The sequence below is a fragment of the Mycetocola spongiae genome (assembly GCF_020424085.1).
Taxonomy (GTDB): Bacteria; Actinomycetota; Actinomycetes; order Actinomycetales; family Microbacteriaceae; genus Mycetocola; species Mycetocola spongiae.
Genome location: NZ_CP080203.1, coordinates 1,993,450 through 2,015,098 on the forward strand (window position 1 = coordinate 1,993,450; position 21,649 = coordinate 2,015,098).

Genomic DNA, 21,649 nt, shown 5'->3' on the forward strand with positions numbered 1-21,649 from the left:
GCGCTATTTTGCGCAGGTCTCCTGATTGGCCGTCTGCCCGCGCAGCGTGGTCGGGAGCGGGACGGGAACGGTCGGGGGCGGGCTGGCCGCGCCGGTCTCGGGGGCCGCGGGCGTCTCCGGCACCGCGGGGGCCTGGGTCTCGGGGGCCGCGGGATCGGTGGTGGCCGGATCGGTTGCGGGCGGCTCGGAGCCGGCCAGCACCAGGGGCACATCCGCGCGCAGCGCTGCGAAGATCTGGTCCGTCTCGGATTTAATCGGCTCCACGCGGTTGCGGTCGGCCGGATAGTCCTGCACGGGCAGCTGAATCAGCACCATGCGCTCGAGGTCCACACCCGCGAGCGTTCCGAGCAGGCCCACCATGCTGCCGAGCGAGCCCAGCGCCTGGTCCACGCTGATCGACTTGGAGGCGGCATCGGCCAGGGAGAATAGCGCCACCGGGTTGCTCAGGGTTCCGGCGCTCTTTACCTTGCGGGCCAGAGCGGAGAGGAAGGACTGCTGCGCGGCGATGCGACCCATATCGCTGCCGTCGCCGAAGCCGTGCCGGGTGCGGAGGAAGGCCAGCGCCTCGGCGCCCTGCACATTATGCATTCCGGCGGGGAGGTTCAGTCCCGAATATTTATCGTCCACGTCCTCGGCGAGGCATACATCCACGCCACCGATGGCCTCGGTCACCGTGATCGCGGCATCAAAGTCCACCACCACAAAATGATCGATGTCCAGGCCGGTGAACTCGCGGATCGCGTCGAGGGAGCAGTGCGGGCCATAACCCAGCGCGCTGTTGATCTGTCCCACGCGCTGCGCGCGCGAGACATTGCCCGCGGCATCGGTGCAGGAGGGAATCGGCATCATCGTATCGCGCGGGAAGCTCACCAGGGTGGCGTCCTCGTGATTGGCCGAGACGTGCAGGAGCATCAGCACATCGGAGCGGGCCCCGTGCTCATCCTGCCCGTAGTCTCCGGTGACCTGGCCGTCGCGGGTATCCGAACCCATGATCAGCAGGTTTACCGGGCCGTCCCAGTCGGGGATTTCCACGGTCTTCTCGGTGGATCCGGGCCGGGCCACGACGTTCTCGGTGATATTACCCAATACTCGCAGATACGCGGTGGCCGCAAAGCCTCCCACACACATCATCACCATGGCGGTGAGGGTGGCCGTCCAGACCAGCACCGGATGGGTACTGCGTTTGGCATGGCGAGGGGGAGGAAAAGCCGCGGCGGCTTGCGTCGTTCGTGGCACAAAGATCCCTTCGGAAGGCCGGATATCCAACACGGGAGTGCTGGCGTAGCCATGGGGAATATCCTACCCCGGCGGCCTCAACGCCAGCACCGCGGGCGCTCAGGCCGGCTCGGACTCCGGAAATTCGCGGTAGTGAACATCGTCCCCGAGGCGCGCGCGCATGACCTCGATGGCCTGGGGATTCCGGTCCACCAGCAGGAAATTACGGCCCAGCTGGCGCGCGGCATCCCCCGTGGTTCCGCTTCCCGCGAAAAAATCGAGGACCCAGTCACCCTCGCGGCTCGAGGCCGCGATGATGCGGCGCAGGATGCCCACCGGCTTCTGGGTGGGATAGCCGGTTTTTTCCTTGCCCGTGGGCGAGACGATGGTGTGCCACCAAACATCGGTGGGCAGCTTGCCGCGCTCGGCCTTTTCGGGGGTCACCAGGCCCGGGGCCATATAGGGCTCCCGATCCACCGCGCTGGAATCAAAATGATATTTGGCGGGGTCCTTCACATAGACCAGGATCGTATCGTGCTTGGTGGGCCAGCGCCGCGTGGACTTGGCCCCGTAGTCATAGGCCCAGATCAGTTCGTTCAGGAAGCACTCGCGGCCAAAGATCGCATCCAGCATGACCTTGGCATAATGCGCCTCGCGATAGTCGAGGTGGAGATATAGCGTGCCATCCTCGGCCAGTAGCCGCCAGGCCTCCAGCAGGCGGGGCTCAAGGAAGCGCCAATAATCGTCGAAGCTATCGTCATAGGCGCGCAATTCCCCGCGGATGCGCTGATAGCTTTTGCCCTGGAAGCCCACGCTGCCGGAAAACCCGGGCTTGCTGCGCACCCCCGTGGTGGTATGCCGGTTCTGGGTGCGCCCGGTGTTAAAGGGAGGGTCGATATAAACAACCGTGATCGACTCATCGGGCAGGCTCGCGAGAATATCGAGGTTATTGCCGTGCAGGATCGAGCTGGTCGGGGGCAGGGTGCGGGGGTCCCCCGCGGCGGCCTCGCCCTCCCGGGGATCGCCGGGAAGCGTAGTGGGCGCGTCCACGGTTACGGCACCCGATTCAGCCAGGCGGCGGTCGCGAATTTCTCGGCCACGAGTTCCTCGGCGCGCGCATATTCGGCCTCCGTGATCTCCCCGGGCACCGCGCCCGTGAGCGAGATAAACGTGGCCTTCATCGCGTCGATGATCTCGGAGCGCTCGAGTCCGGTCTGGCTGCGCAGTGGGTCCACGCGCTTGGCCGCGGAGGTGGTGCCCTTATCGCTCAGCTTCTCGCGCCCGATCCGCAGCACGCGGGCCATCAGCTCGCCGTCCATGTCGTAGCTCATCGTGACGTGGTGCAGCACACCGCCGCTGCCGAGCCGCTTTTGCGCGGCCCCGCCGATCTTGCCCGAGGGCGAGGTGATATCGTTCAGCGGCTTATAGGTGGCCGCGATCCCCAGGCCCTGCAGGGCGATCAGCACCCAGTCGTCCAGATAGGCATAGCTCTCGGCGAAGGTCATGCCCTGCACCAGCTCGGCCGGCACATAGAGCGAATACGTGATGATCGAGCCCTTTTCCATGAGCATCGCGCCGCCCCCGGAGATCCGGCGCACCACGTCAAAGCCGTGGGCGCGGGCCTGCTCCAGGTCCACCTCGTTTTTCAGGGACTGAAAGCTGCCGATCACCACGGCGGATTCGTCCCATTCCCAGATGCGCAGGGTGGGGCCGCGGTGCCCGAGGCCCACCTCGGTGGTGAGGACCTCGTCCAGCGCGAGGTGCAGGCGCGGCGATACAGCGCGGGAGTGGATGATCTGCCAGTCAAAATCGCGCCAATCGGCGGCGGAGGTGAGCGAGCGGCGGATGGCGGTGGCCACGGATTCGGGGGCGAAGCCCAGCAGCTGGGCGTCCTCGGGCAGGGCCTCGCGCACGGCGGCGGCAATCGTGGTGGCATCGGCGCTCGCGGGGAGCCCGTTTACCGCGGCGTTGATGAGGTCGATCGCGTCATCGGGTTCGAGGAAAAAATCGCCCGCGAGGCGGAAATTCGCCAGGACACCATCAACCACATCGAGGTCCACGACAACAAGCTTGCCGCCGGGTACCTTATATTCACCGTGCATGCCCCCAGCCTAGCGATTCCCGTCCGGGACCGGGCTTTATTCAGGGGAAGAGGGCAGAATGCCCCTATGACAACCATTATTCTGGCGCGACACGGCGAAACCATCTGGCATACCGGTCACCGCTATGCCGGGCTCAGCGATATTCCGCTAGACGATGAGGGGGCGCGCGCCGCGCAGTCCCTCGCGCGGTGGTCGGAGGGTGCCCGCCTGGACGCCATCCTGGTCTCCCCGCTGATTCGCGCCGTGAATACGGCGCGGCCCAGCGCGCTCGCGACGGGCCTGCCGCTGCGCATCGACCCGGGGCTGGTCGAGGTGGATTTTGGCGTGGGCGAGGGCAAAACCATCAGCGAGCTGCGGCCGGATTATCCCGAGGCGGTGGCCGCCTTTGAGGCGGCCCCGGCCGATAGCCCGCTGCCGGGCGGCGAGGTGGGCCGGGCGGCGATAGATCGCTATCTGGAGGTGATAGCCCGGCTCCGCGCGGAGTATCCGGCGGGCCGCGTGCTGGTGGTGGCGCATGGCACGGCGATCCGCCTGCTGGCGTGTGAGCTACTCGGGATTGATCCCAATCGCTATCGGGATCTGATGCCGGAGATGCTGAACTGCGGCCGCACCACGTTTAGCTTCGGCGAGCGCGGCCCCGCGCTGATCGGGTTTAATACCCCCACGCACTAGCCCGCGGGGGCCTGCGCGGCGGGCATTCGGGCGTCGAGCCAGGAGATCAGATCGGCGATGATCTCGTCCCGGTTAGTCTCGTTATAGATCTCGTGGCGGGCGCCGGGATAGATCTGCAGCGTGACATCGCTCAGCCCCGCGCGCCGGCGATAGGCGGCGTCCAGCTTGGTGAGCCCGCGGCGGCCGCCGAGCGGATCGTCCTCGCCGCCCTGGATCAGCATCGGGATATCCCGCGGCATCCGGCGCGGGGGCCGGCCCAGCAGGCCCAGCGCCTCGAAGGTGCTCCACGCGGGGGTCACCGCAATATCAAAATTCAGGGGGTCGGCGCTGAAGGCCTCGCCCACCGCGGGATCGCGGCCGAGCCATTCCAGCCCGGTGGACTCGGGGCCGCGCCAGCGCTTATTCAGGTCGCCCGCGTTCAGCACTCCGGGCACCGCGAGGCTCGAACCTGAGAGCACCACGGCATCGTAGATCGTGGTGGTATTTACGATTTTTTGGGCCATCAGTGAGCCCCAGCTGTGACCCAGGAGCACAAGCGGCAGCCCGGGATAATCGGCGCGGATGCTCTCGCCCACGCTGCGCAGCGAGTTGATCGCCCCGCGCACGCGCCCGGGCCCCAGGTCGGCCAGTCCGCCGGCCTCGAGACCGCTGCGGCCGTGTCCGCGGTGGTCATCGGCCACCACGGTATAGCCGGCGGCGTTCAGCTCGCGCGCGAGCGGCGCATAGCGGCGAGCGTGCTCCCCCACGCCGTGCGCGATATGGATCACGGCGCGCGGCCGCGGGACCTCCCAGGTATAGGTATAGATCCCCACGCCATCGGGGTCCATGATCCGGCCCACGCGGGCCCCGGTGGCCGCATCGATCTCGGGGGAAAATTTATTATCGCTCACGCGCCCAGCCTAAACCACGCACCCCGGCATTTACTTAGCAAGGCTAATAAGCTAGGCTAAATAATCATGCCTCTCACCCTCTCGGAGCACGCCACACAGCTGCGCCTGGGAACGTTTCAACTGGCCCGCCGCCTGCGCGCGGAAAAGGCCGATGACGAACTCAGCGACGGCCAGTTTTCCGTGCTCGCGGCTCTCTATGTCCACGGCCCCCATACCCTCGGGGCCCTCGCGGAACGCGAACACGTCTCACCCCCGTCGATGAATCGCACCGTGAACTGCCTCGAAAAAAACGAGTATCTGAGCAGGCTTGAGGACCCGGCGGATCGCCGCCGCGTCACCATCGCCCTGACCGAGGCCGGCACGGCCCTGGTCCGCGATACCGTGACCCAGCGCGACGCCTGGATCTCCAAACAATTGCTGACCCTCACCCCCGAGGAACGCGATACCATCGCCCGCGCGGCAGAAATCATGAGGAGGCTCGCCACCCAGTGAGTGCCATGTTCCGTTCCCTCGCCACACATAATTATCGCCTCTGGTTCATCGGCGCCCTCGTCTCCAACGTGGGCACCTGGATGCAGGCCACCACACAAAACTGGGTGGTCCTGACGGACCTCACCGATAACGATGCCGTTGCGGTGGGAACCACCATGGCGCTGCAGTTTGGTCCGCAGCTCCTGCTGGTCCCGGTCAGCGGCTGGGTTGCCGACCGCTTCGACCGGCGCAAGATTCTCCTGGTCACCCAGACCGCCCTCGCCCTGCTGGGCCTCTCCCTTGGCCTGCTGCTGATCCTCGGCGATCCGCAGCTCTGGCATATGTATCTTTTTGCGCTGATGCTCGGAATCATCAACGCGATCGACGCCCCCGCCCGGCAAACCTTTGTCTCCGACCTCGTGGACGAACATAATATGTCCAATGCGGTGGCCCTGAACGCTGCCTCGTTTAACGCCGCCCGCATGCTGGGCCCCGCGGTGGCCGGAACCCTGATCGTGCTGGTCGGCGCGGGCTGGGTCTTTGTGATCAACGCGTTTACGTTCCTGGCGATGATCGCGGTGCTGATGAACCTGCGGCTGGACGAGCTGCGCAAGCGCCCCAAGAAGCAGGCGCAGCGCGGGCAGCTGATCGCGGGTTTCCGCTATGTGGGGTCGCGCCCCGACCTCGTCGTGATCTTTGTGATGGTTTTCCTGCTCGGGGCCTTTGGCCTGAACTTCCCCATCTTTTCCTCCACGATGGCCGTGGAGTTTGGGCGCGGCGCGGGTGAATACGGCCTGCTGTCCTCGATCCTCGCGATCGGCTCCCTGACCGGCGCCCTGCTCGCCGCCCGGCGGCCGCGCGCGCGGATGCGCGTGATCATCCTGTCGGCCGGGGGCTATGGCCTCGCGGCCGCGGTGAGCGCCGTGATGCCCACGTTCACCTCGTTTGCGATCTCCACGATCCTGCTCGGCTTTACCTCGGTGAGCATGCTCACCACGGCCAATGGCTATGTGCAGACCAGCACCGATCCGGGCATGCGCGGCCGCGTGATGGCGCTCTATATGGCCATCCTGATGGGGGGCACCCCGGTGGGTGCGCCAATCATGGGCTGGGTCGCCAATCAGTGGGGCCCGCGCTGGGCCCTCGGGGTCGCGGCCGTTACGGCGCTGCTCGCGTGCCTGATCGGCCTGGGCTGGATGGTCCTGGCCCAGCACCTGCGCCTCGCGCGGCGCACCGATTCGCCGTGGCGCCTGCGGGTGGTCCACGATGGCGCGGATCTGCCCGCCGAGGAGGACGTGGTCCCCGAGCAGTTCTCGGATGCCATTGCCGAGACCACACCGATCACGCTCCCCAAGCTGCGGCCCGCGCCACCGCGCTCGGGCGAGGGCCCCCGCGATCCGGGAGCCCGGCCCTAGCGCGGCAGGCGGGAGATCCGAATCTGGGCGAGCTCCCCGGGGGCCAGGCTCACGGGAAGTGCCGCGTCCTCGTGGCGCCCGCCAAGCACCTCGATGCGGGTGCCCACCCGCGCATCCGAGAGGTTTCCGATCAGCAGTTCCACGCCGCCGTCCAGGCCCTCGGCGGCCAGCGCCACGAGCCCCGCGGGCACCTGGGCGGCCAGCCGGGTCAGCCCGGTCAGGCCCGCGGCGAGCGCTAGCGCCCGCCCGGCGCCGCTGAGCGCGGCATCGGGATCGTGGATTCCGCGCGGTCCGCGCGACTCAAAATAGCTCAGCGAGGCCACGTCCTCCCCGGCGAGCGCCGCGATGCTGCCCAGGGTCCAGGCCCCGAGCGAGACCGCGTGCTGGCGGGGATCGGTGCTGCCGGGCACCAGGTCGGTTCCAAATGCCGCGGCGGCGGGAGAGGCGTGCTCGCTCGCGGCCGGGGCGGTGGCCACGGCGTTAAAGCGCGCGCCGAGCGTGATCGGCCCGATATGCAGCGCCCGGTGCGGCACGAGGGCCCGGGTATTTTCCAGCACGGTGGCCTGCACCCCGAGGGATTCCACCAGCTGATGCCCGGAACGCTCGTGCATAAACGGGATCAGGCTCAGCGCCACGGGGCCGCGAGGCTCGATCTCGGTGCTGCCTCGGTTGAGCTCGGTGAAGTGTGAGCGGGTGCCGCCGATCACGGCGGGAGAATCCCCCCGCGCGGCCAGCTCGGCACGCAGGGCCGAGACGAGCCCGGGGGTGGCCAGCAGGCTCTCGCGGTCAAATACGGCGAGGCGGCGCACCTTTAGTTCGGCCACCGCGTCCAGCACGGGCCCGATCTCGGAGCCCTCGCCCACGAGGATACGCAGGTCCAGGCCAAGCGGCCCGGCGGGGCCTCCCGCGCGGGATTCCTCCCGTGCGCGCTCGATTCCGGCCAGCCACTGCTCGCGGGAGGGGTCGATCTCCACCAGCAGCGTGCGGATGCCCTCGGGCAGCCCGGGATGTGCCGTGCGCCCGGTATCGGCCGCGGTGCTCACGCCCACGCCGATCTCGGGCAGCGGCGCGAGGCGCCCCGCGGGGTCCACGATGATCGCGGTCACGGCGGCGGGGGCAACGGCGTCCCCGCTCACCGCGCAGGCCACGCGCACACCGTGCCGGATCACGCTGCCCGCGGCGATCGCCACCGGGAATGGTTCGGCGAGCGGGGTGGAATAGGTTTTAAACGAGGCGTCGGTCCAGTTGCGCTGGTCCTCCATCTCAAATACGGCTCCGGAGAACTCCGTGGTCACCGCGACCCCCGCGTGATCCCACGCGAGCGAGGCGATGTTAAACGCGGGCTGATGCGGCGAGATCGTCGCGGGGAAGCGGGTGCGGGTGGGCTCGCCGGCGCCGTGCCCCACCAGCAGTTCGCTGCCCGCGAGGGCCGGCTGATGCAGCATAATCAGCCCGGTGCGGTTGCTGAGGAAATCGCGCAGTGCGCGCAGTTCCACCTCCACGCTCAGGGTGTCCTTGCCCATCCGCGCGGTCAGCACCGAGTCAAATACCGGCTGTCCCTCCACGCCGTGGCGCGCGGTCACGATCAGGTTTCCGCCGTCCTCGGCCACGTCCAGCACCGTGACCGGGAGGGTATTCCAGTCCCGATCGCGGGTGACCGCGCGGATGCTGCGCAGCACCGCGCGGCCGTGATAGCGAATATCGTCGAGCTCCGCGCCGCGCAGCGCGATCTCCCACGGGCCGTAGGTCACGGTGCGGGCCCCGCGCTCGGCGGGGGTCAGCAGGTCTGTGGGGGGATGCACCGTCATGATTTACGCTCCGGGGTTAAAGGGTGGTCATGCCGCCATCAACCCGCAGGAGCGAGCCGGTGGCAAAAGAAGACTCATCGCTCGCAAGGTACACCATCGCGCCCTCAACGTCCTCGGGACGCCCCGGTCGCCCGAGCGGAATCCGCCCGGTGATGGCCGCGCGGGCAGCGCTGTCTCCGGAGATTGCGCTCACCAACGGCGTCTCGGTATAGCCGGGCACCACGGTATTCACCCGGATACCCTCGGCCGCATAGGCCGCGGCCACGGTGCGGGCGAGCCCGTGAATTCCCGCCTTCGAGGAGGAATAGGCGGTGAAATCGCGGCCCTCTCCGTTGAGCCCCGTGGGGCTGCCGGTGAGGATGATCGAGCCGCCGCGCCCGCGCATTGCCCGCACCGCGTGCTTTACCGTGAGGAACGTACCGGTCAGGTTGATATCGATCGTGCGCTGCCAGGTGGCGAGGTCCAGGTCCGCGATCGGGGCATCGGCCCCAAAAAGCTGCACCCCGGCATTGGCCACCACCACATCGGGTGCATAACCCCCCGCGGCGAGCGCGGCGAAGCCCTCCTCAACCGAGACCTCGCTCGCGATATCCAGGCGCAGTGCTCGCGCGCCCGGGATCCCCGCGGCGGCGGCCTCGGCCGCGTCCAGGTCTCGATCGGAGAACACCACGCGCGCACCCTCGCGCGCAAAGCGCTCGGCCACGCCGCGGCCGATGCCCGATCCGGCCCCGGTCACGAGTGCGGTTTTTCCGTGCAGTCTTGCGCTCATTTTTCTCTCCCGTTTTTTCTCAGTAAATAGTCCAGGGTGATCCGGGTCCACTCGGCCTCGACCCGGATCGTGTGGGCCTCGTCCTCCTGCCAGGGCAGCCAGAACTCCACGATCTCGGAGATTCCGCGCTCCGCGGGGCGCAGAATCTCGCGCGCGCGGTCATAGTTAAACCGGCCGTGGCCAAGCGCGGTTCCGCCATAGGCAAAGCCCACCCAGCCGGGCGAGCGGCTGAAGGCAAAGTCCTTTACGTGCCAGTTCACGGTATAGGGCGCGCAGCGGATGACCACGTCCATCGGTTCCTCAAAATTCGCCACGGTATTGGCGGGGTCGAGGCAGATGCCGATCCGCGGGGAGTCCAGGGCCCGCACCAGGGTGATCAGTTCCGCGGTGGTAACGCGCTCATAGGTTTCCAGCGCGAGCGTGATCCCGGTGGCCTCCAGTTCGGGCAGGATTTCGCGCAGCCTGCGCTCGGATTCGGCGGCATCGGGGTGGTCCTCCCCCGCGCTCCACATGCTGCGTATCAGCGTGACGTTCAGCGCGGTGGCGAGGCGCAGATAGGTGCGCAGGTGGGTGGGATCGGTCCCGCGGGTGCCCAGTTCCAGGGCGATGTCCAGCTCCTCGGCCAGGGTGCGCAGCGCGGCCAGCCGGGCGGGATCGTAGTCCTCGATCTCGGGCCGGTCGCAGATCTGAAAGCGGTGCACCCCGAGTCGCGCGCATTCGCGCAGCATCCCGTCGAGGTCCAGGGGTGTGCTGACGAGGTCCGACCCGCGCCAGAAAAACGCGTAGCTGCTCAGGCCGATCCGGGGCGGCACTGCCGGGGTCGCGGTCATGGGGTCCTTTCGGTCGGGGTGCGGTAACCCCCACACCCCATAGTGTCCGGCAACCTCGATACCTGTCAACCGGTTAGCCAATCATAGCAATATCGGAAATAATCCGCCGCCGAGTGGGCAACCGGTTCGGGTCCTTGATACGGTCAAGAAATGCCGGCCTACCCCCAAGACGATCCCGCCCTCCTCAAATTGGAGCTGCGGGCGATGCCACGCGGCACCGCCGTGGCCGAGGTCGCCAAACAGCTCACCACGCTCCTGACCCGCGGCGGGCTGGCCCCCGGCTCGCGGCTTCCCCCCGAGCGCCAGCTCGCGGAATCCCTCGGCGTGGGTCGCTCGGCCGTGCGCGAGGCGCTGGCTGCCCTGGAAATCCTGGGCATCGTCACCGTAAAACCGGGCTCGGGCACGTATCTACGCGATAGCGTCTCCGAGCTGCTGCCCACCACCCTGAGCTGGGGCCTTATGCTCTCCGCGAGCAGCACCTCGGAACTGATCGAGGTGCGCTCGGGCCTCGAGGTGCAGGCCGTGACCCTCGCCGCCGCCCGCATCGACGCCGCCGCACTGGGGCGGCTCGACGAATACGTCACCACGATGGAACACAACCTGGAAAACGTCGAGGCGTTTATCGAGGCCGACGCCCGCTTCCACCTTCAGATCGCCACCAGCTCCGGAAATATGGTGCTGCGCGATCTGCTCCTCACCGTGCGCTCCCTGCTCCGCCTCTGGGTCGAGCGGGCACTCCAAAACGAACAGCAGGCACGGGACGCCGCCCGCGAGCACCGCGAGATCCTCGGCGCGCTGCGCGCCCGCGATCCGCGCGCCGCCGAGGCCGCGATGACCGGGCATATGCGCACCGCCGCGCAGCGGGTGGAGGGGCAACTCGATACCGAGTCCTAGCCCGCGCACGGGCGGGCGTGAGAGGATGTGCCCCATCATGAAAATCACGTATGACGCCGATGCCAACGCCGCGTATATCTACATTGCCGAGTCCATCGCCGCCGGCGAGAGCGTGGCCCAAACGGACGCCCTGGCCACCCCGGGTGGGCTCGGCGAGGTCATCCTCGATTTTGATCGCCGCGGGCATCTCCTGGGCATCGAGATTCTCGGCGCCACGGGCGTGCTTCCGCCCGCGATCCTCGCCGCCGCGACGCCAATCTAGCGCCGCGGCGGCGGGGCCCTTCGCTAGCGGGCCTCGCTTGCCCCGGTGAGGCGATCCAGCTCGGAGGCGGAGAGCTCAAAATTCAGCGAGTCCAGCAGGGGCGGCAGCTGCTGGCGGTTGCGTGCACTGGCAATCGGGGCCACCACGGTGGGCTGCTGGCGCAACCAGGCGAGCGAGATCGTGGCCAGCGTCACGCCGTGGGCCGCCGAGATCTCGTCCAGCTCGGCCAGCACGCGCCGGCCACGCTCGTCCAGATATCCCTCGGCCTGTCCCGCGCGCGGGCTATCCACGCTCACTCCGTCCCGATATTTTCCTGTCAGGAAGCCCTTGGCGAGCGCAAAATAGGGCAGGACACCCAGCCCGTATTTTTCCGCGCGCGGCGCAAGCTCCGCCTCAAACTCGCGCTCCACGAGGTTATAGTGCGGCTGCAGGGCCACGGGGGCGTGCAACCCACGCTCGGCCACGATCGCAAACCACTCGTCGATGCGCGCCGCATCGTAATTGGAGATGCCCAGATAGCGCACCTTGCCCGCGTCCACGAGCTCGCTGAGCGCGGTCACGGTCTCGGCCAGGGGCACACTCGGGTCATCAAAATGTGCGTAGTACAGGTCGATATGATCGGTGCCCAGCCGCGCGAGAGATTCCTCGGCGGCGGCGCGGATATTCTCGGGGGCGAGCCCCGCCCGCGAGGGCTTGGTGCTCACCTTCGTGGCGATCACCAGGTCCTCGGCGCCTCCGCGGCGCGCGATCCACTCGCCGATGATCGACTCGGATTCGCCGCCCTCATGACCCGGGACCCACGCGGAATAGCCATCGGCGGTATCGATCAGGTTGCCGCCCCCGGCGGTGAACTCATCCAGCACCCCAAAGGAGGTATCACGATCGGCGGTCCAGCCGAAGACGTTGCCACCCAGGGCCAGGGGCGCAACCTCCAGGTCCGAGGATCCGATGCGAGACGGTGAGACTGTCATTATTGCTCCTTCGATACGCGGGAATACTGTCCTCCGAGGCTAGTCCCCCCGGCCTGAAAACGGCAGATATGTCACCGAATTACTCGCACCGCGAAACGGGGGATGACGCGGGGCCGGACGCTCGCCTAGCATGGTGTCATGACACCCCCCGAACTCCTGGTTACCGTTCCCGGCGCGACGCTCCTCACGGCCCTCGGCCCGGTTCCGAAGGGGGTGGAGGTGCGGGTCTGGGACCTGGCCTCGCCGGCCCCGGCCGAGCATATTAACATCGTGGTTCCGCCGTATATGGGCATCCAAAACGCGCTGGCCGCGCTCGCCCCGATCACCACCGACCTGGTGCAGAGCCAGTCCATCGGCTATGACGGCGTGGCCGAGGCCCTGCCGCCGGGACATACGTTTGCCAATGCCGCGAGCGTGCACGAGGCCTCCACCGCCGAGCTCACCCTGGGCCTGATCCTGGCCGTTCAGCGCAATATTGTGGCCGCCGTTCGCGCGTCCGAGTCCGGCAGCTGGGCGCCGCTGCGCTCGGCAAGCCTCGCCGATCGCCGCGTCCTCATCGTGGGCTATGGCGGCGTGGGCCAGGCCATCGAGGAGCGGCTCATCCCCTTTGAGGTCGAGGTCACGCGCGTGGCCCGCTCGGCGCGCGGCGGCCTGCACGGCCCCATCCTCGCGCTGGATGAGCTGCCGGGGCTGCTGCCCGCGGCGGAGATCGTGATCCTCGCGGTTCCGCTCACCGAGGAGACCCGCGGCCTGGCCGATGCGGCCTTCCTGGCTGCGCTTCCCGATGGGGCGCTTCTCGTGAATATTGCGCGCGGTCCCGTACTGGATACCGCGGCGGCCCTTGCCGAGGCGCGGTCGGGCCGCCTGCGTTTTGCGCTCGATGTGACCGATCCCGAACCCCTGCCCGCCGATCATCCGCTGTGGGCACTGGAGAACGTGCTGATCACGCCGCATGTGGGTGGCGCATCCACCGCGATGATGCCGCGCATGGCCGCCCTGCTGCACCGCCAGATCGCCCACCTGCGCGCCGGGGATCCGGTCGAGAACATCGTAATTCGCGCCTAAATTTTCGCGCGGGCCGCCGCGGGCCTGGTTTCGTGTTAGTGTATGTGGTCTGACCACAAGCTTTCACCGATGAAAGGAGCCTTCATGGCCGATGAACCACGCGCCTGGCAGGTGGTCCTCGAACATATCGAAAAAGATCTCCTGTCCGGGGTACTCAAACCCGGCGACCGCCTCCCCGGGGAGCGCTCCCTTGCCGCCGACCTCGGCGTGGGTCGCTCAAGCGTCCGCGAGGCGCTGCGAGTTCTTGAAGTTTTGGGACTCATCCGCACCGCCAGCGGCTCCGGACCCAGTTCCGGGGCCATCATTATTTCCGTGCCCGGGGGCGGCATGTCCGCGCTCATGCGAATGCAGGTGGCCGCGCGCGGCTTTAGTGTGGCCGATCTGGTGGATACCCGCCTCATCCTGGAGACCGAGGTGGTCTCCAAGCTGGCCCGGGCCACAACCCCCCACGACCTGGAGCCCTCGCATCGCCTGCTCGCCGCGATGGAGTCCACGGACCTCAGCCCCGAGGAGTTTCTGGCACTCGATACCCAGTTTCATCTCTCCCTCGCCGAGGCCCTGGGCAATCACGTCCTGACCGCCACGATGGCCGGGCTGCGCAGCTCGGTCGAGGGCTATGCCCGGCAGGGCCTCGCGGGGCTGGCCTCCTGGAAAACCACCTCGCTGCGGCTGCGCCACGAGCACCGCGCCGTATCCGATGCGATTGCCGCGGGGGACGCCAAGCTCGCCCGCCAGGCCATTCGCGCCCATATCACTGGCTATTACGTCGAATCCGGCCTCCCCGGCTCCGGCCAGCCCGTCACCGATTCATCCCCGGAGGAGAACTAAATCATGGTAGAACGTCGCATTCCCAAGGTGCGCGACCTCGCGCCCCTTATGCAGTTTAAGAAGCCCGAGTTTAACGCCCGCACCCGCCGCCTGGCAGCGGCCAGCACCATCGCCGATCTGCGGGCCATTGCCAAGCGGGTCACCCCCACCGCGCCATTTGACTATACCGATGGCGCCGCCGAGGGCGAGATCTCGCTCGGCCGTGCGCGCCAGGCCTTCGAGGATATCGAGTTTCACCCCGCGGTCCTGCGTAACGTCGCCCAGCTGGATACCAGCCGCGAGGTGCTGGGCAAGACCGTGGCCCAGCCGTTTGGTATTGCCCCCACCGGCTTTACCCGGATGATGCAGACCGAGGGGGAGCGCGCGGGCGCCACTGCCGCGCAGGCCGCCGGCATCCCGTTTACCCTCTCCACCATGGGCACCACCTCGATCGAGGATGTCGCCGCCGCGGCACCGAACGGCCGCAACTGGTTCCAGCTCTATATGTGGACCGATCGCGAGCGCTCGCTGGCCCTCGTGGATCGTGCCGCGGCGGCGGGCTATGACACGCTGATGGTCACCGTGGATACCCCCGTGGGTGGTGCCCGCCTGCGCGATGTCCGCAACGGCATGACCATCCCTCCCACCCTCACCCCGAAGACCGTGGTTAACGCGATCCCGCGCCCCGCGTGGTGGATCAACTTCCTCACCACCGAGCCGCTCGCATTTGCCTCGCTGGACCGCTGGTCGGGCACGGTGGCGGCGCTCATCGACACCATGTTTGACCCCACGGTGGGCCCGGAGGAGGTGCGCTTCATCCGCCAGCAGTGGGAGGGCAAGCTGGTGGTGAAGGGTATTCAGTCGGTCGCCGATGCCCGGCTCGCGGTGGATCTGGGCGCGGATGGCATCATCCTCTCCAATCACGGCGGCCGCCAGCTTGATCGCGCCCCGATCCCGTTCCACCTGCTGCCCAAGGTGGTGGCCGAGGTCGGGAACGATACCGAGGTGATGCTGGATACGGGCATCATGAACGGCGCCGATATCGTGGCCTCGGTGGCGATGGGTGCGCGCTTCACGCTGATCGGGCGCGCGTATCTTTATGGCCTGATGGCCGGCGGCCGGCAGGGTGTGGATCGCACGATTGAGATCCTCTCCGAGGAGATCGCGCGCACGATGCGCCTGCTCGGGGTCTCCAGCCTGGACGAGCTGGAGCCGGGCCATGTCACCCAGCTCGCGCGGCTGGTCCCGCTGAGCGCGGCTTCCACGCTCGCGCGCTAAGACTTCCTCTCTCCAGGGGAATACCCACGGGCCCCTCCCTCGCCGCGGCGAGCGGAGGGGCCTCGTGCGTTTGGCACCGCTATGCTGGTGCGCATGTCAGTGCCGCCCCGCGAACGCCCCTCCCCCGCCCCGCACCGGCCCAGCCGCATCGACGATCCCCGCTGGGGGCGCGCCTATTTTGCCGTGCAGGCGCTGGCCGGGGCCGCGTGGTGGATCGGGGTTTTTAGCGTTCCGGGCATTCGCGAGGCCACTCTGGGCGGGATCGCCCCCGTGCCGATGGCGGCGCTGGATCTGCCCCTCTTTGTCCTGGCCTCGCTGCTGGTGGCGCTGGGTGTGCGCGCGGCGGTCTGGGTCATCGCGCCGTGGACAATCCTGGTGGCACTCGGCATGGTGGCCTATGCCACGATCTCCGGGGAGGCCGGCTGGGGTGCCCTGCTGATGATCGCCTCCGCGGTCGCGAGCTCGGTCGCCGGCTGCCTGGTGCTCTGGGGGCGGCTGCCGCGCGAGATCATCGCGCGCGGGCCGTTTGCGTTTCGCCCGGCCTCCCGCACCGGTAGGCGCAGCAATCTGCGCCGCACGGGGCTTCAGATCACGGTATTTTGGGGCCTGTTTCTGCTGCTGATTCCCGCCGCGATCCTGCCGCTGGAATACCGCTGGGGGCTGCATATTGAGATGCCGCTCGCGGTGCGTCTGGGCGGGGCCGCGCTCCTCGCGGCGGGCAGCGCGCTCGGGATCTGGTCGGCCGTCTCGATGTCCACGCGCGGGGAGGGTACCCCGCTGCCCTCGGCGATGCCGCGGCTGCTGGTGGTGGCGGGGCCCTACCGGTTTGTGCGTAATCCGATGGCCGTCGCGGGGATCGCGCAGGGGGTCGCCGTGGGCCTGATCGCGGGGTCCTGGCTCATCGTGGCCTATGCGCTGTGCGGATCGCTGGTCTGGAACTGGATTATTCGCCCGGTCGAGGAGGCCGACCTGGAGGAGAGGTTTGGCGAGGAGTTTATGGCCTATTGCGCGCGCGTGCGCTGCTGGGTTCCGCGGCTGGGGCGGGGTTAACTCCAAAGGGCCCGATCGCGTGGCGATCGGGCCCTCATGAAATATAAGTCCGGCGGTGTCCTACTCTCCCACAGGGTCCCCCCTGCAGTACCATCGGCGCAAAGAGTCTTAGCTTCCGGGTTCGGAATGTGACCGGGCGTTTCCCTCTTGCTATGGCCACCGAAACAGCATTTCGTGGATATGTTTTTAGTTTAGGGGACGCGGGGACCATCTACCAAAACGACCCACCGCGCCACGCCGCGACCCACCCGAATGGGTCGGGAACCGGGGCCGGCCGCGGGACAAGAAGGGGGGAGGTGTCACCGGGGCCGGCTCCGGGTAAATGGCGGTAATTCCCGTCGAGAACCATTAGGCCCGTTCCACCTGAGCGTTCGTTATGTATGGGCTGTGCTTCGCGGGCGAGTTCTCGGCCGTTTGGGGGGGCTAACGCAGGGCGATCTTCTTGCCGCCGGAGAACATGTTATCGGAGACGGTCAGCTCAACCGGGGTGGCATCCGCGGGGATATCAAAGATCACGGCGCCCTCCACGGCATTGCCCGGGTTGATCTGCGCGATCCACGTCTGCGAGTCGGGCTGGTCATAAACCGTGGCGGAGGAGTCGGCGTCAAAGGTGCGGCCGCTCTCATCGGTGAGCTTCAGGCTGTTCACGGTGAACGTCGCGGGCTTATCCCCCACGTTGGCCACGCGAATCTGGAGGCGCATGAACTGGCCCTGCGCGGTGGCGTTCAGGTATTCGCCACCCACCTGGGTCCCGGCGGGGTCGAGTGCGATTGCGGTGAACTCCAGCTTGCCCGCCGTGACCGGCGTCCCAAATCCGGGTACGTCATCGGCCGGCTTCTCGGCGGGCTTTTCCCCGGCCGCCTGGGTCTGTCCGCCGGCGGTCTCCGCCGGCCCCTGGGCGGTCTTATCCGTTCCGGCACCGTTTGCGATATTGGCGATGATGATCACGGCAATCACCGCACCGATCACGGTGAGCACCTTATGCCGGGCAAAGAAGTTCTTCTTCTTGGGTGCGGCGGCGAGCGGGGTTTCCGGTGCGGGAGGCTGAGTGGTCATAGTGTGAATCCTTCGTAGCTGTGCGTTGCGGCGGCAGGTTCCGCGGCTATCTCCAGCCTGGCCAAGCGGCGCGCCCCGCGCTCCCGCCATTTGGCGATAACCGGGCCACCAAAAGGGGGGAATTGGCGCGAGCGACCATAACCGTTTGAGGGGAGATCCCCGCCCGGGCGGCCCCATATGATGTGATCATGTCCTCCGTGTACCCTCCACCCCCTCCCCTGCCCGCCGGGCCCCCGCGGCCCGCGTCGCGGGACGAGACCTCCCCCCGCGGGCCCTCGGGATGGCGGCGCGTGGGCTCGATTCTTTTCACCTCGTTCCTGGCGCTGTGCACGTTCCTGCTGGCCGCGCTCCCGATCGGCCAGCACCAAAACCACCTACCCAATTCGCTCCCCGCAATCCTGTCGTTTATCGGGCTGCTTCCCATGCTCGGCGTGTGCGTCATGCTGTTCTGGCGGAGGCAGATCCCGCTGGCCCTCACCCTCACCGCCGCGGGGGTCGCGGCAGGCTTCCCGTCCACGCCCCTCCCGGCGCTGATCGGGCTGGGGCTGGTCGTGGCCACCCGGCGCGGCGGGCAGGTATGGCTGGCCGCCGCCGCCGCGGCGCTCGCGGTCACGGTCACCACGATCTGGGATACGGCCGCGGGCGATCAGGGCTGGATCGGTTTATTCTCGGGCGCGCAGCCGAGCGTCGCCGAGGTGCAGGCCCATCTGCCGTGGCTGATCCCGCTGCTGATTTTGCTCCAGCTCGCGCCGTTTATCGGCGTGGGCCTCATCCGCCGCGCCCGCCGCGAACGCGATTCCGCCCGCTCCCTGTCCCTCGCCACCGCCGAGCGCGCCACCGCGCTCAGCGGCGAGGTCTCCCGGCAGCAGGAGCGCCAGGAGGTGGCACGCGAGATTCACGACACGCTCGCCTCGCGGCTCTCCTCGCTCTCCCTGCACGCGGGCGCCCTGGAGCTCTCCGCCACCGAATCGGACCGCGGCATCGCCGATGCAGCCCGCGTGGTGCGCGAGTCCGCCCAGAACTCGCTGGACGATCTGCGTCACGTCGTCGAGGTGCTTCGTAACCCGGTCACGGGGTTTCCGATCGGCGCGGGGCGCACGGGGCTCGCCGATATCACGGCGCTGCTGGATGAGGCCGGGGCGAGCACGGGGCTGCGTTCCAGCATCGTGCTCTCCGATCCCCAGGGTTGCGATCCCGCGGTCGCGCATGCGTGCTTCCGGCTGATCCAAGAGGCGCTCTCCAATGCCCGCCGACACGCCCCGGGCGCGGCCATAAGGCTGAGCCTCCAGGGCGGACCGGGTACCGGGCTGAGCCTGCGCGTGGTCAACGATCTGGTGCACGGTTCCGTCCCCAGCTCGGTGGGCGGGGGCCACGGACTGCTGGGTATGCGCGAGCGCGCGGCCCTGGTGGGTGGCACGTTCTCGGCCCAGCCCACGCTGGATGATACGTTCACCCTGACCGCCTGGCTGCCGTGGGTTGCCGCCCCCACCACCGCGGAGCCGACCGCGGCTCGCTAGACTACCGGGGTGACTACTTCCCCGAATCGCGCCGCCGCATACTCGCCGATTCGGGTTCTTATCGTGGATGATGATGCGCTCTCCCGGGGCGGCCTGGTGGCCCTCCTGGGTTATGCCCCGGATATCGAGGTGATGGGTGAGCGCTCCGATGGTATCGAGGTGAATGCCGCCCTGCTCGAGTTGCGCCCCGATGTGGCCCTGCTGGATGTCCGGATGCCCCGCGTGGACGGAGTGGCAGCCGTGCAGCTGGCCCAGGGCCTGCCCGTATCCACCCGCTTTTTGATGATGACGGCCTTTGATGACGACGCGAAGGTTCTGGACGCGATCGCCGCCGGGGCGACGGGCTTCCTCCTGAAGGACGAGGGGCCCGAGGGCATCATCGCGGCTATCCGCAATGTCGCCTCGGGGGAGGCGGCGTTCTCGGGGCGCAGCGCGGGGCATCTAACGCGCTGGGTCCGCGAGTCCTCCTCGGCCCTCGCACACAGGGATGCGACGGAGCAGATGGCGCTCCTGACCCCGCGCGAACGCGATATTGCCCTGGCCCTGGTTACCGGGGCGGGCGATCGGGAGCTCGCGGCCACGCTCCACGTGGCCGAGTCCACCATTAAGTCCACCCTCGCGGCGATTCACACCAAATGGGGCACCAAGAACCGCACGCAGATCGCGGTGCTGGTCGCCCGCTCCGGCCTGGATCTCGGCCGGCCCTCGAATTAAAGGCGCCACATGGCGGCGGAAATGATCTGCCAGGTCAGATAGATCACGCCGATGCCGATCGGGATGAGCGCAGTCAGCCAACCGCGGCGCAGCCGGCGCCCGCCCTCGGCTACCCGGTTGATCTCGCGCCCGCCGGTGCGGTCATCGCTATACATCCGGGTCTGGCGCAGCGTCTGCCCGCCCACGATATCCAGTACACCAAATGCGCGCCGCAGGAGGTTCTCGTCTCCGTTATAGAAGGGCGTGGGCGAGTAGATAAATACCAGGTCGTCCACGATCTCCACGTCAAAGGAGGCGCTGTGGTCGATCAGGAGCGCCATCATATCCGGGGTCAAAATATAGAGCGCATCGGTCTCATATTCGCGCGGGCAATACAGCGTGAAATAGCGGTTGAAGTCACCCTCGAGGGAGAGGCGCTGGTCCCGGCTAAAGGAGGCGGGCAGGTTGCTCATACCGAGGCCAAAAAGGCTCACGTTATTTTGCAGCGAGTCCAGCACGATATGCGGCAGGCGGCGGTCGATCTGGAAGGCCATATAGCCGTAGACCACCACGCGCTGGCGCTCGCGCGTCCCGATCGTATAGCGATAGGTCCCGATATCAAAGAATCGCTCGCCCGGCCGGGAATGCACGCGCCCATAGGACGCCCGCGTTCTTCCCGCGCCAAAGATCATTCCGGGGTAATACGGGTCCGGGGTAACGCCGGTGAACTGCATCCCGTTTTCCCGCGCAAATTCACTCAGCTGGTAATAGCCCAGGTTCACCGGGCCGCCAAGCTTTGTGAATAGCCGCACCGTTCCGAAGCCGGCCGCGATTTCGACCAGAAGCCCGATGCCCGCGGCCAGGGCCTTGCCGTCCTCGCCGCGCGCTAGCGCGGTGAAGAGCGCCGAGGCGGTTCCGGCCATCACGGGCAGGAGAATCAGCGCCGCCATGAGGGCAAAGAATACGCGGATATTCGCGCGGGATCCCGCGCCGGGATAGGCCTGCCGGAGCCAGCGGGTGAAGGTCGCCAATTGCGCGGACGTGGGGCGCTCCCGGAATGCGCGATAGCTGCGTCCCGCCGGATCAAAGATCGATGACTGCTGCACTCTTCCCCCGTATTTTGCGGCCAGCGTCCCATCCTGCCATGTCGCGCGCCCGCATCCGCGTGCGGTGTCGCCCATGGGGTGGGATCGCGGGCCCGGCGGCACGGGACCGCGGCCACGGGCTGGTGCATGTTAAACAGAAAGGCCTCCCCTAGGAAGCCGCCACGTGCCCAACCAGTGCGTCTGTTAAACACGAAAGGCCTCCCGGAAGAGGCTCCCAACACCCAACCAGTGTGCGTGTTAAACACAAAAGACCTCCCGGAAGAGGCTCCCAACACCCAACCAGTGTGCGTGTTAAACACAAAAGACCTCCCGGAAGAGGCTCCCAACACCCAACCAGTGCGTCTGTTAAACACAAAAGACCTCCCGGAAGAGGCCAACACACACCCATCCTGGGTGTGCGTGTTAAACACGAAAGGCCTCCCGCGGGAGGCCACCACACACCCCCTTGTGGTGTGTGTGTGTTAAATGGAAAAGGCCACCCTCACGGGTGGCCTCTTCACGAAAATAAGTCCGGCGGTGTCCTACTCTCCCACAGGGTCCCCCCTGCAGTACCATCGGCGCAAAGAGTCTTAGCTTCCGGGTTCGGAATGTAACCGGGCGTTTCCCTCTCGCTATGGCCGCCGAAACAAACATAGACATATCAATCACGAATCAAACAACACACCACACAAAAGTGGCTTGTTGTTTGGTTCTCGACCGTACATCGAGAACCACTCAGTGGACGCAAACATCACTCTGGACCCCAGACACCAACCTTTAAAAACTGTGTCTGAGTAAT

Annotated in this window: 21 protein-coding genes and 2 rRNA genes; 11 read left to right on the top strand and 12 right to left on the bottom strand. The window is 67.4% G+C overall.

The genetic code is table 11. From position 1 onward, the window contains the following. Positions 1-3: 3 nt before the first annotated feature. The 3 genes from KXZ72_RS09055 to KXZ72_RS09065 all read right to left on the bottom strand — a co-directional run bounded on the left by KXZ72_RS09055 (position 4) and on the right by KXZ72_RS09065 (position 3,317). A complete protein-coding gene (locus tag KXZ72_RS09055; RefSeq protein WP_226080394.1) occupies positions 4-1,167 on the bottom strand; it encodes an LCP family protein in 1,164 nt (387 codons plus the stop codon). A 168-nt stretch (positions 1,168-1,335) separates the two neighbouring features. Beyond that, entirely contained in the window at positions 1,336-2,196 is an 861-nt protein-coding gene (locus KXZ72_RS09060) for a DNA-methyltransferase (RefSeq protein WP_226083495.1), read from the bottom strand. A gap of 71 nt (positions 2,197-2,267) precedes the next feature. Continuing rightward, a complete protein-coding gene (locus KXZ72_RS09065; RefSeq protein WP_226080395.1) occupies positions 2,268-3,317 on the bottom strand; it encodes a lipoate--protein ligase family protein in 1,050 nt (349 codons plus the stop codon). Between the two features lie 66 nt (positions 3,318-3,383). Here KXZ72_RS09065 and KXZ72_RS09070 point away from each other — a divergent pair, with 66 nt between their 5' ends. Next, the gene (locus KXZ72_RS09070; RefSeq protein WP_226080396.1) at positions 3,384-3,989 is read left to right on the top strand and encodes a histidine phosphatase family protein; all 606 of its coding nucleotides are present in this window, start codon (positions 3,384-3,386) and stop codon (positions 3,987-3,989) included. Here the strand turns inward: KXZ72_RS09070 and KXZ72_RS09075 are convergent. After that, positions 3,986-4,879, bottom strand: a complete 894-nt coding sequence (locus KXZ72_RS09075; RefSeq protein WP_226080397.1) for an alpha/beta fold hydrolase — start codon at positions 4,877-4,879, stop codon at positions 3,986-3,988. The two genes, KXZ72_RS09070 and KXZ72_RS09075, sit on opposite strands and share 4 nt — an antisense overlap. A gap of 66 nt (positions 4,880-4,945) precedes the next feature. Between KXZ72_RS09075 and KXZ72_RS09080 the strand changes: the two genes are divergently transcribed. Together KXZ72_RS09080 and KXZ72_RS09085 are read left to right on the top strand one after the other, a co-directional pair. Beyond that, positions 4,946-5,371, top strand: a complete 426-nt coding sequence (locus tag KXZ72_RS09080) for a MarR family winged helix-turn-helix transcriptional regulator (protein ID WP_226080399.1) — start codon at positions 4,946-4,948, stop codon at positions 5,369-5,371. A gap of 5 nt (positions 5,372-5,376) precedes the next feature. Next, on the top strand, positions 5,377-6,765 hold the full coding sequence (locus KXZ72_RS09085; protein WP_226083497.1) for an MFS transporter: 1,389 nt from the start codon (positions 5,377-5,379) through the stop codon (positions 6,763-6,765). On the opposite strand, the gene KXZ72_RS09090 is transcribed toward KXZ72_RS09085, so the two are convergent. From KXZ72_RS09090 to KXZ72_RS09100, 3 genes are read right to left on the bottom strand one after another with little or no spacing between them, the layout of a single operon-like run. After that, on the bottom strand, positions 6,762-8,573 hold the full coding sequence (locus tag KXZ72_RS09090; RefSeq protein ID WP_226080401.1) for a hypothetical protein: 1,812 nt from the start codon (positions 8,571-8,573) through the stop codon (positions 6,762-6,764). The two genes, KXZ72_RS09085 and KXZ72_RS09090, sit on opposite strands and share 4 nt — an antisense overlap. 16 nt (positions 8,574-8,589) lie before the next feature. Next, positions 8,590-9,342 carry an SDR family NAD(P)-dependent oxidoreductase gene (locus KXZ72_RS09095; protein WP_226080403.1) on the bottom strand — a complete coding sequence of 251 codons (753 nt, stop codon included), beginning with the start codon at positions 9,340-9,342 and terminating at the stop codon, positions 8,590-8,592. Beyond that, the gene (locus KXZ72_RS09100) at positions 9,339-10,172 is read right to left on the bottom strand and encodes a sugar phosphate isomerase/epimerase family protein (protein ID WP_226080405.1); all 834 of its coding nucleotides are present in this window, start codon (positions 10,170-10,172) and stop codon (positions 9,339-9,341) included. The genes KXZ72_RS09095 and KXZ72_RS09100 overlap by 4 nt, the downstream gene beginning before the upstream one ends. 150 nt (positions 10,173-10,322) lie before the next feature. Between KXZ72_RS09100 and KXZ72_RS09105 the strand changes: the two genes are divergently transcribed. Together KXZ72_RS09105 and KXZ72_RS09110 are read left to right on the top strand one after the other, a co-directional pair. Further along, a complete protein-coding gene (locus tag KXZ72_RS09105) occupies positions 10,323-11,066 on the top strand; it encodes a FadR/GntR family transcriptional regulator (RefSeq protein WP_226080407.1) in 744 nt (247 codons plus the stop codon). A 37-nt stretch (positions 11,067-11,103) separates the two neighbouring features. Beyond that, positions 11,104-11,328: a DUF2283 domain-containing protein gene (locus KXZ72_RS09110; protein ID WP_226080409.1), complete on the top strand. Its 225-nt coding sequence runs from the start codon at positions 11,104-11,106 to the stop codon at positions 11,326-11,328. A gap of 23 nt (positions 11,329-11,351) precedes the next feature. Here the strand turns inward: KXZ72_RS09110 and KXZ72_RS09115 are convergent, their stop codons facing one another. Continuing rightward, positions 11,352-12,299 carry an aldo/keto reductase gene (locus KXZ72_RS09115; RefSeq protein WP_226080411.1) on the bottom strand — a complete coding sequence of 316 codons (948 nt, stop codon included), beginning with the start codon at positions 12,297-12,299 and terminating at the stop codon, positions 11,352-11,354. A 138-nt stretch (positions 12,300-12,437) separates the two neighbouring features. On the opposite strand from KXZ72_RS09115, the gene KXZ72_RS09120 reads away from it, so the two are divergent. From KXZ72_RS09120 to KXZ72_RS09135, 4 genes are all read left to right on the top strand, one after another. After that, entirely contained in the window at positions 12,438-13,364 is a 927-nt protein-coding gene (locus KXZ72_RS09120) for a 2-hydroxyacid dehydrogenase (protein ID WP_226080413.1), read from the top strand. 84 nt (positions 13,365-13,448) lie between these two features. Beyond that, complete coding sequence (locus KXZ72_RS09125) at positions 13,449-14,192, top strand: FadR/GntR family transcriptional regulator (protein WP_226080414.1); 744 nt, start codon at positions 13,449-13,451, stop codon at positions 14,190-14,192. Positions 14,193-14,195: 3 nt separating this feature from the next. Beyond that, entirely contained in the window at positions 14,196-15,449 is a 1,254-nt protein-coding gene (locus KXZ72_RS09130; protein ID WP_226080415.1) for an alpha-hydroxy acid oxidase, read from the top strand. Between the two features lie 93 nt (positions 15,450-15,542). After that, the gene (locus tag KXZ72_RS09135) at positions 15,543-16,499 is read left to right on the top strand and encodes a methyltransferase family protein (protein ID WP_226080416.1); all 957 of its coding nucleotides are present in this window, start codon (positions 15,543-15,545) and stop codon (positions 16,497-16,499) included. Between the two features lie 47 nt (positions 16,500-16,546). Here the strand turns inward: KXZ72_RS09135 and rrf (KXZ72_RS09140) are convergent. Next, positions 16,547-16,663: ribosomal RNA gene (gene rrf, locus KXZ72_RS09140) — 5S ribosomal RNA — on the bottom strand. 259 nt (positions 16,664-16,922) lie between these two features. After that, the gene (locus KXZ72_RS09145) at positions 16,923-17,555 is read right to left on the bottom strand and encodes a DUF4352 domain-containing protein (RefSeq protein WP_226080417.1); all 633 of its coding nucleotides are present in this window, start codon (positions 17,553-17,555) and stop codon (positions 16,923-16,925) included. Between the two features lie 290 nt (positions 17,556-17,845). Between KXZ72_RS09145 and KXZ72_RS09150 the strand changes: the two genes are divergently transcribed. Both KXZ72_RS09150 and KXZ72_RS09155 read left to right on the top strand, forming a co-directional pair. Next, positions 17,846-19,072: a sensor histidine kinase gene (locus tag KXZ72_RS09150; RefSeq protein WP_226080418.1), complete on the top strand. Its 1,227-nt coding sequence runs from the start codon at positions 17,846-17,848 to the stop codon at positions 19,070-19,072. 9 nt (positions 19,073-19,081) lie between these two features. Next, positions 19,082-19,786, top strand: coding sequence for a response regulator transcription factor (locus KXZ72_RS09155; protein WP_226080419.1), 705 nt, complete (start codon positions 19,082-19,084; stop codon positions 19,784-19,786). Here the strand turns inward: KXZ72_RS09155 and KXZ72_RS09160 are convergent. Together KXZ72_RS09160 and rrf (KXZ72_RS09165) are read right to left on the bottom strand one after the other, a co-directional pair. Then, positions 19,783-20,871 (bottom strand): DUF3137 domain-containing protein, encoded by a 1,089-nt coding sequence (locus KXZ72_RS09160; protein ID WP_226080422.1) that lies wholly within the window; start codon positions 20,869-20,871, stop codon positions 19,783-19,785. The genes KXZ72_RS09155 and KXZ72_RS09160 overlap by 4 nt on opposite strands. Before the next feature lie 508 nt (positions 20,872-21,379). Next, positions 21,380-21,496 (bottom strand): 5S ribosomal RNA (rrf, locus tag KXZ72_RS09165). Positions 21,497-21,649 lie beyond the last annotated feature (153 nt).

Excerpts from the sequence above, each read along its gene's own strand:
- KXZ72_RS09125 (WP_226080414.1), top strand. The coding sequence starts at position 13,449 with ATGGCCGATGAACCACGCGCCTGGCAGGTGGTCCTCGAACATATCGAA.
- KXZ72_RS09100 (WP_226080405.1), bottom strand. The coding sequence starts at position 10,172 with ATGACCGCGACCCCGGCAGTGCCGCCCCGGATCGGCCTGAGCAGCTAC.
- KXZ72_RS09080 (WP_226080399.1), top strand. The coding sequence starts at position 4,946 with ATGCCTCTCACCCTCTCGGAGCACGCCACACAGCTGCGCCTGGGAACG.
- KXZ72_RS09090 (WP_226080401.1), bottom strand. The coding sequence starts at position 8,573 with ATGACGGTGCATCCCCCCACAGACCTGCTGACCCCCGCCGAGCGCGGG.
- KXZ72_RS09130 (WP_226080415.1), top strand. The coding sequence starts at position 14,196 with ATGGTAGAACGTCGCATTCCCAAGGTGCGCGACCTCGCGCCCCTTATG.
- KXZ72_RS09095 (WP_226080403.1), bottom strand. The coding sequence starts at position 9,342 with ATGAGCGCAAGACTGCACGGAAAAACCGCACTCGTGACCGGGGCCGGA.
- KXZ72_RS09110 (WP_226080409.1), top strand. The coding sequence starts at position 11,104 with ATGAAAATCACGTATGACGCCGATGCCAACGCCGCGTATATCTACATT.
- KXZ72_RS09065 (WP_226080395.1), bottom strand. The coding sequence starts at position 3,317 with ATGCACGGTGAATATAAGGTACCCGGCGGCAAGCTTGTTGTCGTGGAC.
- KXZ72_RS09120 (WP_226080413.1), top strand. The coding sequence starts at position 12,438 with ATGACACCCCCCGAACTCCTGGTTACCGTTCCCGGCGCGACGCTCCTC.
- KXZ72_RS09105 (WP_226080407.1), top strand. The coding sequence starts at position 10,323 with ATGCCGGCCTACCCCCAAGACGATCCCGCCCTCCTCAAATTGGAGCTG.
- KXZ72_RS09070 (WP_226080396.1), top strand. The coding sequence starts at position 3,384 with ATGACAACCATTATTCTGGCGCGACACGGCGAAACCATCTGGCATACC.
- KXZ72_RS09115 (WP_226080411.1), bottom strand. The coding sequence starts at position 12,299 with ATGACAGTCTCACCGTCTCGCATCGGATCCTCGGACCTGGAGGTTGCG.
- KXZ72_RS09085 (WP_226083497.1), top strand. The coding sequence starts at position 5,377 with ATGTTCCGTTCCCTCGCCACACATAATTATCGCCTCTGGTTCATCGGC.
- KXZ72_RS09145 (WP_226080417.1), bottom strand. The coding sequence starts at position 17,555 with ATGACCACTCAGCCTCCCGCACCGGAAACCCCGCTCGCCGCCGCACCC.
- KXZ72_RS09135 (WP_226080416.1), top strand. The coding sequence starts at position 15,543 with ATGTCAGTGCCGCCCCGCGAACGCCCCTCCCCCGCCCCGCACCGGCCC.